Genomic DNA, 13,188 nt, shown 5'->3' with positions numbered 1-13,188 from the left:
ACCGCGCGGCCCGGGCGAGCGCGTCGCTCAGGCGTTCCGCTCCCCGGCGTCCGCCGGTGCCCCGCCCAGCGCCCGCAGATGCGCCCCGCGCGACTCGGCGGTCTGGCCCTGCACCAGGAGGAACAGCGCCTCCCGCGCGAGGCGTTGGGCGCGGCTCGTCAGGGCCATGGCACGGCCGCCGCCGGCCACCACCGCCGCCGTGGTGGCGGTGCGCAGCAGTTCGTACGCCTCGGCGCGCACCGCCAGCCGTTCCGCCGCCCACGCGTCCGCAGTCCCGGCCCCCGCTTCCCCTCCGGTCTCCGCCCACCCTTGCGGCAGCGGCCCGTCCGCCAGCTCGTACGCCCTGCGGCGGATCCGGGTGAGGCGGGCACGGAGCGGGGCGGCCGTGTCCGCGTCCAGGAGGGAGAGCGCGGCCCGCGTCACGCCGAAGACCGCCGGGCTGGTGTGCAGCGTCCTGACCCGGTCCCCGGCGGCCCAGCGGTCGTACGGCGTGATCAGGGCCACCGACTCCGCGGGCAGCCACAGGCCGTCCAGCTCCAGGGACACCGTGCGCGCGGCGGTGAGGGCCGCCAGCCGCATCGGCGCCGAGGCCCGCAGCCCCGGCCGCCCGCGGGCCTCGGTGAAGGCGAACAGCACCTCGCCGGACTCGGTCGCCCCGGCCAGCAGCATCACGTCGTTCAGACCCCAGCCGGTGTACCAGGGCACGGTCCCGTCGAACCGCCAGCCGCCGCCCTCCGGCCGGACCCGCACCGGGCGGCGCGGGAACGACCGCAGATGCGCGTACGCCACCCCGGACAGCAGTTCGCCGCGGGACAGCGGGCCGAGCAGCCGCTCCCGCACCGGCTGCCCGCTGCGCGCCAGGGTCTGCACCGGAGTGTGGTGCTGGGTCTGCACGAACCAGGTCGCACAGCACGCCCCGGACAGGATCTCCGCGACCTCCCGCGCCACGGCGGGCGGCGCCCCCGCGCCCCCGTACTCCGCGGGCGCGCCCACCCCGAGCAGGCCCGACCGCTTCACCGCCTCCACATGGCCCGGGGGCACCCCTTCCCGGTCGACCCGCTCGGCCTCGGGGGCGAGCAGGTCGGTGGCGAGCCGGCGGGCGCGGGCGACGAGGGGGTGCGGAGTGAGATCCATACCGGGGATTCTTCCGGCCCTGCGGACGGCGCACCCCCGGGGCACGGGCCATCCCGGACCCGGCGTGACCCTCGTCACCCCGGGGGCGCCGCCGGAATGAACTTGAGGACATGAAAGGTTGCTAAATGCATCCGACTGTCCGTACGTGATCCATCGAGGCACCGTGAACCACTCCCCGTCCGAGCAGCCCGCCGAGATCGTGGCCCGGCTGCGCGCCACCTTCGCCACCGGCCGCACGAAGTCCGTCGACTGGCGTACCGGCCAGCTGCGCCGGCTGCGCGACCTGCTCACGGAGCGCGGCGCCGACCTCGCCGCCGCCCTCCGCGCCGACCTCGGCAAGAGCGGCACCGAGGCCTACCGCACCGAGATCGACTTCACCGTCCGCGAGATCGACCACACCCTGGAGCACCTGGCCGACTGGCTGCGCCCCGAGCCCGCGCCCGTCCCGGCGCACCTGGGCGCCGACGCCACGGCCTGGACGCAGTACGACCCGCTGGGCGTCGTCCTCGTCATCGCGCCCTGGAACTACCCGGCGCAGCTCCTGCTCGCCCCCATGGTCGGCGCGCTGGCGTCCGGCAACGCGGTGGTCGCCAAGCCGAGCGAGCTGGCACCGGCCACCTCCGCCGTGCTGGCCGAGCTGATCCCGGCCTACCTGGACCCGGACGCCGTCGCCGTCGTGGAGGGCGGTGTCCCGGAGACCACGGCCCTGCTGGCCGAGCGCTTCGACCACGTCTTCTACACCGGCAACGGCACCGTCGGCCGTATCGTCATGCGGGCCGCCGCCGAGCACCTCACCCCGGTCACCCTCGAACTCGGCGGCAAATCCCCGGTGTTCGTGGACCGCGGCACCGACCTGGAGGCGGTCGCGGACCGGCTCGCCCGCGGCAAGTTCCTCAACGCGGGCCAGACCTGCGTCGCCCCCGACTACGTCCTGACCGACCCTCGGACCGCGCCCGCCCTGGAGGCGGCGCTGGTCCGCGCGATCGAGAAGCTGTTCGGTGCCGACCCGGCCCGCTCGCCGGAGTACGGCCGGATCGTCAACGAGCGGCACTTCGACCGGCTGTCCGGCCTGCTCGGCTCCGGCCGGGTCGCCGTCGGCGGCGTCGGCGACCGGGCGGCGAAGTACCTCGCGCCGACCGTCCTCGCCGACGTCGACCCGGACTCGCCCGTCATGCGGGAGGAGATCTTCGGACCGATCCTGCCGATCGTCACCGTGTCCGGCCCGGACGAGGCCATCGCCTTCGTCAACGACCGGGACAAGCCCCTCGCCCTGTACGTCTTCAGCGAGTCGGACGAGGTCCGCGCGCGCTTCGCCGCCGAGACCTCCTCGGGCGGCCTCGGCCACGGTCTGCCCGTCGCCCATCTCACCGTCTCCGACCTGCCGTTCGGCGGGGTGGGGGAGAGCGGCATGGGCAACTACCACGGCCGCTACTCCATCGAGACCTTCAGCCACCGCAAGGCGGTCCTGGCGAAGCCGCTGCACTGACCCTCCGGCGCGGAGCGGCCCGGCCGCACGCGCGGCCGGGCCCGGCTCGCCCGCATCGACGGCTCCCCGGAGTGCGACGGCGGGAATCCGGCCCAGCGCGGAGCCGGGCCGCCGCCCACCGGCGCTTCACCCGGATCCCCGGTGTCCCGCCGGGCGCCGGCCCGTACTGCCGAGGACCGGCCGGGTGCCGTGTGCGAGACTCCGCCGATGACCACGCAGACGATCACCGCGGACGCCTCCGGCACCTTCCCGCTGGGCGACCTGCCCGTCCACCGCATCGGTCTCGGCACCATGCGGCTGACGGGCAGCGCCGCCTTCCACCACGGCACCCCCAGCGACCGGGAGCGGTCCCTGACCGTGCTGCGCGAGGCCGTCGGGCTCGGCGTGAACCACATCGACACGGCGGCCTTCTACTTCTCCTCGCTGCGCTCCGCCAACGAACTCGTCAACACCGCGCTGTCCCCGTACCCCGACGACCTGGTCATCGCCGTCAAGGTCGGCCCCTACCGCGACCCGTACGGCGCGTGGGGCACCTCCGCCCGGCCCGACCAGCTGCGCGGCCACGTCGAGGAGAACCTGCGCCAGCTCGGACGGGACCACCTCGACGTCGTCTACCTGCGCCGGATGAACCAGGACTCCATCGCCGAACACTTCGGCGCCCTCGCGGAGTTGCGCACGGCCGGGCTCGTCCGGCACCTCGGGATCTCCGCCGTGGAAGGCCGGCACCTCGCCGAGGCGCTGGGGATCGCCCCGGTGGTCTGCGTGCAGAATCGGTACGCCCTGGACCGCCCCGACCCGGCCGGTGACGAACTGCTGCGGCTGTGCGGGGAGCGCGGCATCGCCTTCGTCCCCTTCTACACCGTGGCCGGCGAGGCCGGCGAGCGCGGTGCCACGGCCGCCCACGACGACACCGTGCTCTCCGTCGCCCGCGCCCACGGCGTGAGCCCCGCGCAGGTCCGCATCGCCTGGACGCTGCACCAGGGCCCGCACGTCCTCGCCATTCCCGGCACCGGCGACCCCGGCCACCTGGCCGAGAACGTCGCCGCCGGGGCGCTGCGGTTCACCGACGAGGAACTGGCCCGGCTCGCCGAGGCCCGTACGCAGGCCGGCTGACCGCTCCGGACACGGGCCGCGAGGTCCGCACCCGGACCGGCCGGCCGCCGACGGCCCGGCCACCGCGGTCCGCCCGCCGAGGGCCCGGCCGGCGGGGGCCGCCGGCCGGTGTCACACCGCCCAGGCGCCGTCCCGCATGAGATGCCGGCCGCGCAGCTCGCGCACCCCGTGCCACGCCTGCACCGCGACCGGCCGCACCCGGAAGAAGACGTAGGCGGTGCTGTCCGCGCCCGGATCCCAGCCGGTCTTCGCCGCGAACGCCCCGGCCGCCGCCACCGGCACCTCCCCGGGGCCGAAGACCCGTACCTCCCCGTCGACCAGCACGACGTCCCGGGTGTCGCCGAGGGCGAGCCGGGTTAGGCCGCCGTCGCGGAGGTTGCGGCCCGTGGGGTTGGTGCCGCGCGTGCACAGCCAGAACGACTCCCCGTGCCAGACGAACCACAGCGGTACGAGACACGGCACGCCGTGCGCGTCCGCCGAGGCCACCCAGATGTCGGTCTCCCGCTCCAGCCGGGCCAGCACGTCGCTCTTGCGCCGGGCCGGGGTGCGGACCGGTTCGTTGATCGTCATGTCCGGCGACGCTACCGGCCGCGCCCCGCCGGCACCTCGGCCCCGGGGCGCCCCGCACCCGCGACCCCGGGCGTAGGTCCCCGGCCCCATACGCCCGCGCACACCGCCGTCCGCCCCGCGCCCGGACGCCCCACCGCCGGGGCCCGCCCCGCACCCGGCAGGCGTCGCCACCCCCCTGACTACGATGACGTGGACGGCCCTGAGAACAGCACTACGAAGACACGAAGACGCGGTGAGGAAGCTCCCCATGACCGACGCCAAGGGCCAACGCCGGCCGGCCGGTGAACTCGAAGCGAGCGTCCTGGCCGCGCTCTGGGCCGCCGGCGCGCCCCAGACCCCCGGCGAGGTCCAGTCGGGCCTCGGCACCGGCCTCGCCCGGACGACGGTGACGACGATCCTCACCCGGCTGCACGACAAGGGCGTGGTCGACCGGCGGCGCCAGGGCAGGGGCTACGCCTACTTCCCCGTCCGGGACGCCCAGGACGCCCACGGCCTCACCGCCCGCCGGATGCACAGCGAACTGGACCGGGACAGCGACCGCGAGACGGTGCTCGCCCGCTTCGTCGCCCAGCTCAGCCCGGACGACGAACGCGTCCTGCGCGACCTGCTCGCCGCCGACGGCCGATGACCGCCCTGCTCCCGCTCCCGCTGCTGCTCCCGTTCGCCCTGCCGCTTCCGGCCCGCCGGGCACTGGACCGGCTGAGTCCGGCGGCCGCGCTGTGGTCCGTCGCGGGCTGCGCGCTGCTGCTCGCCGGCGGTACGGCGGTGACCCTCGGTGTGCTGCTCCTGCTCGGGCTGCTGGAGCTGCCGTTCTTCGCCGCGCTCGGCGAGGTGGTCCATCCGCTGCGCACCGCCCCCGGCGCCCTCGTGGTGCCGGCCGCCGCCGCCTCGGCCGGCGCGCTCGCCCGGAGCGGCTGGACCCTCGGCCGCTCGGCCCTGGAGCAGGCCCGCGCCTTCCGGGCGGCCCGTGCCGAGGCCTGCCGCCGGCCCGCCGCCGGCGACCTGTGCGTGGTGGACTCGCCCAGGCCCGACGCCTACGCCCTGCCCGGCCGCCCGCACCGGGTCGTCGTCACCACGGCGATGCTGCGCGTCCTGGACGGCCCCGAGCGGGAGGCGCTGCTCGCCCACGAGCGGGCGCACAACGCGGGCGGCCACCACTACGCGCTGGCCGTCGCCGAACTCGCGGCGCACTGCCACCCCGCGCTGCGCCGGGTCCGGGACACGGTCCGGCTCGCGGCCGAGCGCGCCGCGGACGAGACCGCCGCCGCCGCGGTCGGCGACCGGCGGCTGACCGCCCGGGCCATCGCCCGCGCGGCCCTCGCCGCCAGGTCCGCCGGCTCCGCGCGCCCCGGTTTCGCCCCCGGCGCCGCCACCGGCCCCGTCCCGCGACGCGTCCAGGCCCTGCCGGCCGGCCCGCGCCCACCCGTGGCCCACCGCACGGCCGCCGCGCTCCTCGCCGCCTGCGCCACCCTGTCCTGCCTCGCCTCGGCGACGGCGACGGCCGACGTCCACCACCGCGTGGAGGTGCGCAGGGCGAGGAGAGGCCCTGATCCCGACGTCGTGACGGGGCGCTCCCCACGACCGGGCCGCACGGCCGCCCTCCACGGGCGCCACCCCCCGGCCGCCCCGGCTCCACCCCTGCGTGACGCGCGTAGAAGTGGACTGGCGTCCGACAAGTTTTACGTATAACCTCACCGGCTAACCGCTCCCCGCCGGAAGGTAGCCATGCGTCGCGTCGCCCTGGTCACCCTCGTCGTCCACGACTACGACGAGGCGATCCGCTTCTACACTGAGGCCCTGGGCTTCCGTCTCGCCGAGGACGCCCCGCGCCCCGACGGCTCGCGCTGGGTCGTCGTCGAGCCCGGTGGCGACGCGGCGGGCACCGGACTGCTGCTGGCCCGTGCCAAGGACGCCGGCCAGCGCGCCCGGATCGGCGACCAGACGGGCGGACGCGTGGGCTTCTTCCTGCACACCGACGACTTCGCCCGCGACCACGCCAGGATGACCGCCGCCGGCGTGACCTTCCTGGAGGAGCCGCGCCACGAGCCGTACGGCACCGTCGCCGTCTTCCAGGACCTCCACGGCAACCGCTGGGACCTGCTCCAGCCCGCCGCCCGCTGACCCGCCCCGCATCACCCAGCCGAGGAAACGACACACCATGACCGCGTCCCGCATCGACACCGAGACTCTCCGCCGGCTCCCCAAGGCCGTCCTGCACGACCACCTCGACGGCGGCCTGCGCCCCGCCACCGTCGTCGAACTCGCCGACGCGGCCGGCCACACCCTGCCCACCACCGACCCCGACGAGCTGGCCGCCTGGTACGTCGAGGCCGCCGGCTCCGGCGACCTGGTCCGCTACATCGCCACCTTCGAGCACACCCTCGCCGTCATGCAGACCCGCGAGGGCCTGCTGCGCACCGCCGAGGAGTACGTCCTCGACCTCGCCGCCGACGGCGTCGTCTACGCGGAGGTGCGCTACGCCCCCGAGCTGATGCTCAAGGGCGGACTCGCCCTGCCGGAGGTCGTCGAGGCCGTCCAGGAGGGCCTGGCCGCCGGCATGGCCAAGGCGGCGGCGGCCGGCACCCCCGTCCGGGTCGGCACCCTGCTGTGCGGGATGCGCATGTTCGACCGGGTCCGCGAGGCCGCCGGGCTTGCCGTCGCGTACCGGGACGCCGGTGTCGTCGGCTTCGACATCGCGGGCGCCGAGGACGGCTTCCCGCCCGCCGACCACCTCGACGCCTTCGCGTACCTGCGCGCCGAGAACATGCCCTTCACCATCCACGCGGGCGAGGCGTACGGCCTGCCCAGCATCCACCAGGCGCTCCAGGTGTGCGGCGCCCAGCGCATCGGCCACGGGGTGCGCCTCACCGAGGACATCGTGGACGGCAAGCTCGGCCGCCTCGCCTCCTGGGTGCGCGACCGCCGGATCGCTCTGGAGATGTGCCCCACCTCCAACCTCCAGACCGGCTGCGCCGGCTCGATCGCCGAGCACCCGATCACGGCCCTGAAGGACCTCGGCTTCCGGGTCACCCTGAACACGGACAACCGCCTGGTGTCGGGGACCACGATGACCCGCGAGATGTCCCTGCTGGTGGAGCAGGCCGGCTGGACGGTGGAGGACCTGCGCACGGTCACCGTCAACGCCCTCAAGAGCGCGTTCATCCCGTTCGACCAGCGCACGGCCCTCGTTGAAGACGTGGTTCTGCCGGGTTACGCCGCCGCGCTCTGAACCAGCCCCCTGAGATAGGCGGCCTGCCCGACGTGCTGGAGATCGTCGGACAGGACGCTCACCAGGCGCACGCCCAGGCCGACCGGAGGATCCCAGCGCTCGTCCACGACGCGCTCCAGATCCTTGGCGGCCAGGGTGCGCAGGACGCCGAGGGTCTGCTCGTGGACGGCGTCGTAGTACCCGGTCAGCAGCGCGGCCGAGTCCACCCGCACCTTCGCGACCTTGGCCGGGGTGTGCCCGTAGCCCGTGTCGTGCCGGGGCAGGTCGAGCCCGAACCGCTTCTGCCAGTCCTGGGCGAGCCACACCTGGTCCAGGTCGAAGGCGTCCGCGATGTGGTCGTCCTGCACCCGGGTGAGGTGCCAGACCAGCCAGGCGATGGTGTTGGCGTCCGGGGCCGGGCGGTGGTGCAGCTCCTCGGGGCCGAGGCCGTCGAGGGCGGCGTGGACTTCTTCCCGGACGCGGCCGTAACCGTCGATGAGGATGTCCTTGGCATGCATACCGTCCACCATCGCAAACCATCGCCGCTCCCGCGTCCGGAATCCGGCGGCCGGTGCGTCACGTCCCCGTTTCGAGCAGGGTGACCAGCGCCCGGGCGGCCGGGCTCGTGGCCCGCTCCGGCGGCAGCAGGGCCACCGTCTCGTACCGTGCCCCGTCCGTCCCCTTCAGCGGCAGCGCCGCGAGCGCCGGCCGCTTGTGCCGGAAGTGCCGGGGCACGACCGCGACGCCCAGGTTCTCGTCCACCAGGTCCAGCAGGCTGTGCACGTCGTTGACCTCCAGGGCGACCGTGCGCCGGACCCCGGCCGCGGCGAACGCGGCGTCGGTGGTGCGGCGCGGACCCCAGTCGGGGTGGAAGTCCACGAACACCTCACCGGTGAGGTCGTCCGGGCCGAGCACGGCCGGCCCGGCGGCGAGCCGGTGGCTGGGATGGCACAGCACGGTCATCGGCTCGCTGGCCAGCGACACCGACCGCAGCTGGTCGGTGTCGGCCTGGGTGCGGTAGGCGAAGGCCAGGTCGAGCCGCCCGGCCGCGACCTCCTCCGCCAGCGCCCCCGAGCCGGCCTGCCGCAGCCGGATCTCCACATCCGGGTGCCGGCCCCGGAAGGCCGCCAGCAGCGGGGCCACCCGCACCCCGGCGATGCACTGCTCGGTGCCGAGCGCCAGCGTGCCGCGCAGCACGCCCTGCACCGCCGCCACCGCGTCGTGCGCCGCCCGCACCTGGGCGAGGATCCGCTCGGCCTCCGCCAGCAGCGCACGCCCCGCCTCCGTCAGGGTCACCCGGCGCGTGGTCCGCACGAACAGCGGCGCCCGCAACTCCCGCTCCAGCGCCCGGATCGACGCCGACAGACCGGACTGGGACACCATCAGACGCTCGGCGGCCCGGGTGAAGTGCCGGTCCTCGGCGACCGCGACGAAGTGCTGGAGATGGCGCAGTTCCATGATTGAGAAGCCTATCCGCTGAATTCCATCGGATTCTTCTGTTGGACCGCTGCCCGCCGCCGAGGGAAGAGTGGAGGCGGCAGATCCCGCGCCCACCCCTCATGGAGTCGCGTTGTACACCGCACACCCCGACCGCTACGCCGACATGCCCTACCGGCGCACCGGACGCAGCGGCCTGAAGCTCCCCGCCCTGTCGCTCGGCCTGTGGCACAACTTCGGCCCCGACCGGCCCGTGGAGACCCAGCGGGCCATCCTGCGCCGGGCCTTCGACCTCGGCGTGACCCACTTCGACCTGGCGAACAACTACGGTCCGCCGCCCGGCGCGGCCGAGTCCGCCTTCGGCGCGGCCCTGAGGGACGACTTCGCCCGCTACCGCGACGAGCTGGTGATCTCCACCAAGGCCGGCTATCTGATGTGGCCCGGCCCGTACGGCGAGTGGGGCTCGCGCAAGTACCTGCTCGGCTCGCTCGACCAGAGCCTGCGGCGGATGGGCCTGGACCACGTCGACATCTTCTACTCGCACCGCCCGGACCCGGACACTCCGCTGGAGGAGACGATGGGCGCCCTGCACAGCGCGGTGCAGCAGGGCAAGGCGCTCTACGTCGGCGTGTCCAACTACTCCGCCGAGCAGACCCGGGAGGCCGCCCGCATCCTCGGCGAGCTGGGCACCCCGCTCCTCATCCACCAGCCGCGCTACTCGATGCTCGACCGGCGCCCCGAGGACGAGGGCCTGCTCGACACCCTGGACGAGCTCCAGGTCGGCTCCATCGTCTACTCCCCGCTGGAGCAGGGCCTGCTCACCGGCCGCTACCTCGACGGCATCCCGGAGGACTCCCGGGCGGCGAGCGACAGCCCGTTCCTGAACTCGGACGCGGTCACCGAGGACCTGGTGGCCCGGCTGCGCGCGCTGGACGAGGTGGCCACCTCCCGCGGCCAGACGCTGGCCCAGCTGGCGCTGGCCTGGGTGCTGCGCGGCGGCCGGGTGACGTCCGCGCTGGTCGGCGCGAGCAGCGTCCGCCAGATCGAGGACAGCGTGGCGGCCATCGGCAACCTGGCGTTCGACGCCGGGGAACTGGACCGGATCGACGCCATCGTCAGGCCCTGACGGTCCGACCCGCCACCGCCGTACGAGCCCGGCCGCCCGTCCCGGCGGCCGGGCTCCTCGCGTACGCCGCTCCTCACGTGTCGGCGGGCACCCGGTCGAGGAAGCCGAGCACGGAGCGGATACGGCCGTCCGCGTCCAGCGTGACCACGTCGGAACCGGCGACCGGGGCGGACCGCTCCCCGGATGACGGGTCCGCGGCCTCGCTCACCAGTTCCCAGGAGAAGCGGGCCGTGTCGTGGTGGCCGTCCACGGAGTCGAGGGGCCGGAAGACGAAACCGGGGAACCGCTCGTGGGCGGCGGCGATGACGGCCGCGATCCCGTCGTGCCCGCCGACGTCGGCGAGGGGGTCGGTGTACCGGCCGTCCTCGGTCCAGGCGGCGGCCACCGCCTTCGCCCGCCGCTCCGGTCCGGTGGCGTTCCAGGCGTCGAAGTAACGGGCCGCGGCGGTCTCGTAGCGGTCGGGGGTCGCGGACATGGGCGATCAGCCTCCATCGAGGATCGGCACTGGTCGGAACCCGGATCCCCGCTGCGGTGACCCGGTAGGGCAACCCTGCCCCGGGCGGCCGGGGACCGTCGATTACCCCCGGGGTCATGGCCGGGCGCCCAGGCACCCGGGAGGCCCGCGCCCGACCGCGGAATTTCGGCCAGGACCGGGACGGAATATGCCAGGAGACTGGCCGGAAAAACATGGTGACAGTGATTCATCGGTGAACATACTCGACTGTGCGGGCTTCACTTCCAGCGAGGCCCCGATCACGCACCGCACACGAGCCGCGGCGAAAGCGAGGCCGGCCCGCAGGCGGACGACGCGACGGGGGAGTGCGCATGCACGACGAGTTCCTGTGCCATGTCACCGCGTACGGCATCTGCGGCGGACAGCGCATCGGAGTGCCGCTCGGCACCTACCGGGCCCCCACGCTCGCGCTCGCCCTGTGGTGGCTGCGCGACCGGGCCAGCTGGATCGCCGACCGCCTCGACCCGCGGCCGGAGGCCGCCCACTTCCCGCCCCGCGCGCTGGTCCCGGTCGCCGACACCGTGCCCGACGTGCCGGACGTCCTGCGTGCCTGGTGCGGCGATCCGGCCCGGCAGGAACGGGTCGCCGACGAGCTGGCCGCGGGCAGGCTGGTACGCCTCGCGACCGGCGACGAGACCACCGAGTACGAGCTGCTCGCGGAGTCCGTCGACGCCCTGCGCATGCAGCGGACGATACCGGCGCTGGTCATACCGGTAGCCTGACCCTCCGCCGCGCCGCCGGGGGCCGGACACCGGCCGGAGAGGACCCCGCCGCGACCGGCGGCCCCTGTGCGCGGTGGGCGAACGCATCCGGGGGACTGCCGGCCCGGGCTCGGGGTACGAGGACTGGAGCGACGGCCACCGGCCGCACCGGGCCTTTCCGAGAGAGAACAGCATGACCGAGTACCTGGGCGGGGCAGTGATACCGACTGGTTTCGACGTACCCGTGGAGCCGCTGCGGCGCGCGGCGCACTACACCGGCGCTCCCGGCTGTATCGCCGAGGCGCGTGCCTTCGCCGCCCGGTTCCTCCAGCAGCTGCGCACGGAGTGGTGCGCCGGCGTCGACGACCGCGCCGACGGGGAGCTGCTGCTGATGGTGAGCGAACTGGTCACCAACGCCGACCGGCACAGCAACGGCCCGTACATCCTGGAGCTGGAGGGCACGGACAGCTCGGTCGTCGTGTCCGTGTACGACAGCAGTACGGCCCTGCCCCGCCGGTTCCCGAAGAACCCCGAGCGCGTCGGGCGGCACGGCCTGGAGATCGTGCACGCGCTGGCCGCCGAGGTCACCGTCGAACGCGTCCCCGTGGGCAAGCGGGTGCGGGCCGTCTTCGCCCTGCGGCGGGGCTGAACCTCTTCATCTTCATCTCGTCTCCCGCACAGAGCCGATCTCCCGCACAGGGCCGAGCCGCCCTGCCCAGGCACCCGGCCCGTCGGCGTCGTGATCCCCGGACGTCAGGCGCAGCCCAGCTCCCCGAGCATCCCCTGGCGCAGCCGGGCGATGATCCGCTTGATCAGCCGGGAGACGTGCATCTGGGAGCAGCCCAGCCGCTCACCGATCTCGGCCTGCGTGGCCTCCTCCACGAACCGCAGGTGGATGATCTGCCGGTCGCGATCGCTCAGCTCCGCCATCAGCGGGGCGAGCGCGTGGAAGTCCTCCACGAGCCGCAGGCCCTCCTCCTCCACACCGATGAAGTCGGCGAGCACGGCCTCGCCGTCCTCGGGGCCGTCCCCGGTGAGCGCGGCGTCCAGGGAGGCGGAGTTGTAGCCGTTCGAGGCCAGCTGGGCCTCGACCACCTCCTTCTCGGAGATGTTCATCAGCGTGGCCAGCTCCGCCACCGTCGGATCCCGGTCCAGCCGGCTGGACAGCTCCTCGCGCGCCTTGGCCAGCTCCACCCGCAGTTCCTGGAGCCGGCGCGGCACGTGGACGGCCCAGGTGGTGTCCCGGAAGAACCGCTTGATCTCGCCGACGATGTACGGCAGCGCAAAGGACGTGAACTCGACCTCGCGCGCCAGCTCGAACCGGTCGATGGCCTTGATCAGGCCGATCATGCCCGTCTGGACGACGTCCTCCATGTCGTCGCCGCGGCCCCGGAAGCGTCCGGCCGCGAACCGCACGAGCGACATGTTCATCTCGATGAGTGTGTTGCGCGCGTACTGGTACTCGTGCGTTCCCTCTTCCAGCTCGGCCAGCCGGCGGAAGAACTGGCGGGACAGCTCGCGCGCGTCGCGCGGGGCGACGGACGCCGGGTCCGTGATGCCGGGCAGGGACCCCTCGTCCGCCCTGTCCTGCTCGGTCTCCTCGACGGCCTCTGCTTCCGGCCGGATCCCGGCGGCGGTGTTCATTACCTCTCCCACGAAAGTCACGGTTCCACGTCTCCCTGTGCGGCCTCCGGTCCGGCACCGGGTGGAGCCGGCCCCAGTGTCCAGGCAGCGTCTCCAGCGGGTACCCGTCGCCCGACGGATCATGCGTTCCCGCGAAGCCGCTCACGGCGCGAGTACCCATGGTGACGCGGTGCATGCCCCCGCCCTCACGCGGTGGCGCGAAATGGCCGGTCGGGGCCCGGTCCGGGCGAGGATTTCCCTCAGGGCGCAACGCCC

15 protein-coding genes are annotated in these 13,188 nt (G+C 74.5%); 9 read left to right on the top strand and 6 right to left on the bottom strand.

Annotation, left to right across the window (positions count from 1 at the left end):
• Window positions 1-27: 27 nt before the first annotated feature.
• Window positions 28-1,134, bottom strand: coding sequence for an acyl-CoA dehydrogenase family protein (locus tag ACZ4W9_RS31825; protein WP_467941541.1), 1,107 nt, complete (start codon window positions 1,132-1,134; stop codon window positions 28-30).
• 163 nt (window positions 1,135-1,297) lie between these two features.
• Here ACZ4W9_RS31825 and ACZ4W9_RS31820 point away from each other — a divergent pair, with 163 nt between their 5' ends.
• Both ACZ4W9_RS31820 and ACZ4W9_RS31815 read left to right on the top strand, forming a co-directional pair.
• On the top strand, window positions 1,298-2,620 hold the full coding sequence (locus tag ACZ4W9_RS31820) for an aldehyde dehydrogenase family protein (RefSeq protein WP_467941539.1): 1,323 nt from the start codon (window positions 1,298-1,300) through the stop codon (window positions 2,618-2,620).
• Window positions 2,621-2,827: 207 nt separating this feature from the next.
• Window positions 2,828-3,733, top strand: a complete 906-nt coding sequence (locus ACZ4W9_RS31815; protein ID WP_467941538.1) for an aldo/keto reductase — start codon at window positions 2,828-2,830, stop codon at window positions 3,731-3,733.
• A gap of 111 nt (window positions 3,734-3,844) precedes the next feature.
• On the opposite strand, the gene ACZ4W9_RS31810 is transcribed toward ACZ4W9_RS31815, so the two are convergent.
• A complete protein-coding gene (locus ACZ4W9_RS31810) occupies window positions 3,845-4,303 on the bottom strand; it encodes a pyridoxamine 5'-phosphate oxidase family protein (RefSeq protein WP_467941536.1) in 459 nt (152 codons plus the stop codon).
• Between the two features lie 247 nt (window positions 4,304-4,550).
• On the opposite strand from ACZ4W9_RS31810, the gene ACZ4W9_RS31805 reads away from it, so the two are divergent.
• Genes ACZ4W9_RS31805 through ACZ4W9_RS31790 form a run of 4 tightly spaced genes read left to right on the top strand, consistent with a single transcriptional unit; the run spans window position 4,551 to window position 7,532 of the window.
• Entirely contained in the window at window positions 4,551-4,931 is a 381-nt protein-coding gene (locus ACZ4W9_RS31805; protein WP_467941534.1) for a BlaI/MecI/CopY family transcriptional regulator, read from the top strand.
• Entirely contained in the window at window positions 4,928-5,992 is a 1,065-nt protein-coding gene (locus ACZ4W9_RS31800) for a M48 family metalloprotease (protein WP_467941532.1), read from the top strand. Before ACZ4W9_RS31805 ends, ACZ4W9_RS31800 begins: the two co-directional genes overlap by 4 nt.
• Before the next feature lie 36 nt (window positions 5,993-6,028).
• Window positions 6,029-6,424 carry a VOC family protein gene (locus ACZ4W9_RS31795; RefSeq protein WP_467941531.1) on the top strand — a complete coding sequence of 132 codons (396 nt, stop codon included), beginning with the start codon at window positions 6,029-6,031 and terminating at the stop codon, window positions 6,422-6,424.
• 37 nt (window positions 6,425-6,461) lie between these two features.
• Window positions 6,462-7,532 (top strand): adenosine deaminase, encoded by a 1,071-nt coding sequence (locus tag ACZ4W9_RS31790; protein ID WP_467941530.1) that lies wholly within the window; start codon window positions 6,462-6,464, stop codon window positions 7,530-7,532.
• Here the strand turns inward: ACZ4W9_RS31790 and ACZ4W9_RS31785 are convergent.
• Complete coding sequence (locus tag ACZ4W9_RS31785) at window positions 7,514-8,029, bottom strand: mycothiol transferase (protein ID WP_467941528.1); 516 nt, start codon at window positions 8,027-8,029, stop codon at window positions 7,514-7,516. The genes ACZ4W9_RS31790 and ACZ4W9_RS31785 overlap by 19 nt on opposite strands.
• Window positions 8,030-8,087: 58 nt before the next feature.
• Window positions 8,088-8,969, bottom strand: a complete 882-nt coding sequence (locus ACZ4W9_RS31780) for a LysR family transcriptional regulator (protein WP_467941526.1) — start codon at window positions 8,967-8,969, stop codon at window positions 8,088-8,090.
• Between the two features lie 112 nt (window positions 8,970-9,081).
• Between ACZ4W9_RS31780 and mgrA the strand changes: the two genes are divergently transcribed.
• Window positions 9,082-10,074, top strand: a complete 993-nt coding sequence (mgrA, locus tag ACZ4W9_RS31775; protein ID WP_467941525.1) for an L-glyceraldehyde 3-phosphate reductase — start codon at window positions 9,082-9,084, stop codon at window positions 10,072-10,074.
• Between the two features lie 73 nt (window positions 10,075-10,147).
• Here the strand turns inward: mgrA and ACZ4W9_RS31770 are convergent, their stop codons facing one another.
• Window positions 10,148-10,549 (bottom strand): nuclear transport factor 2 family protein, encoded by a 402-nt coding sequence (locus ACZ4W9_RS31770; RefSeq protein WP_467941523.1) that lies wholly within the window; start codon window positions 10,547-10,549, stop codon window positions 10,148-10,150.
• Window positions 10,550-10,899: 350 nt separating this feature from the next.
• Between ACZ4W9_RS31770 and ACZ4W9_RS31765 the strand changes: the two genes are divergently transcribed.
• Window positions 10,900-11,310 carry a hypothetical protein gene (locus tag ACZ4W9_RS31765; protein ID WP_467941521.1) on the top strand — a complete coding sequence of 137 codons (411 nt, stop codon included), beginning with the start codon at window positions 10,900-10,902 and terminating at the stop codon, window positions 11,308-11,310.
• Between the two features lie 172 nt (window positions 11,311-11,482).
• Window positions 11,483-11,938: an ATP-binding protein gene (locus tag ACZ4W9_RS31760; RefSeq protein ID WP_467941519.1), complete on the top strand. Its 456-nt coding sequence runs from the start codon at window positions 11,483-11,485 to the stop codon at window positions 11,936-11,938.
• A 104-nt stretch (window positions 11,939-12,042) separates the two neighbouring features.
• Here the strand turns inward: ACZ4W9_RS31760 and ACZ4W9_RS31755 are convergent, their stop codons facing one another.
• Window positions 12,043-12,933 carry an RNA polymerase sigma factor SigF gene (locus tag ACZ4W9_RS31755; protein WP_467941577.1) on the bottom strand — a complete coding sequence of 297 codons (891 nt, stop codon included), beginning with the start codon at window positions 12,931-12,933 and terminating at the stop codon, window positions 12,043-12,045.
• Window positions 12,934-13,188: the final 255 nt, after the last annotated feature.

The organism is Streptomyces sp. NPDC029296, from assembly GCF_055569255.1.
Note: the sequence above shows the minus strand (reverse complement) of the source record. Positions and strands in the feature narration are given on the sequence as shown.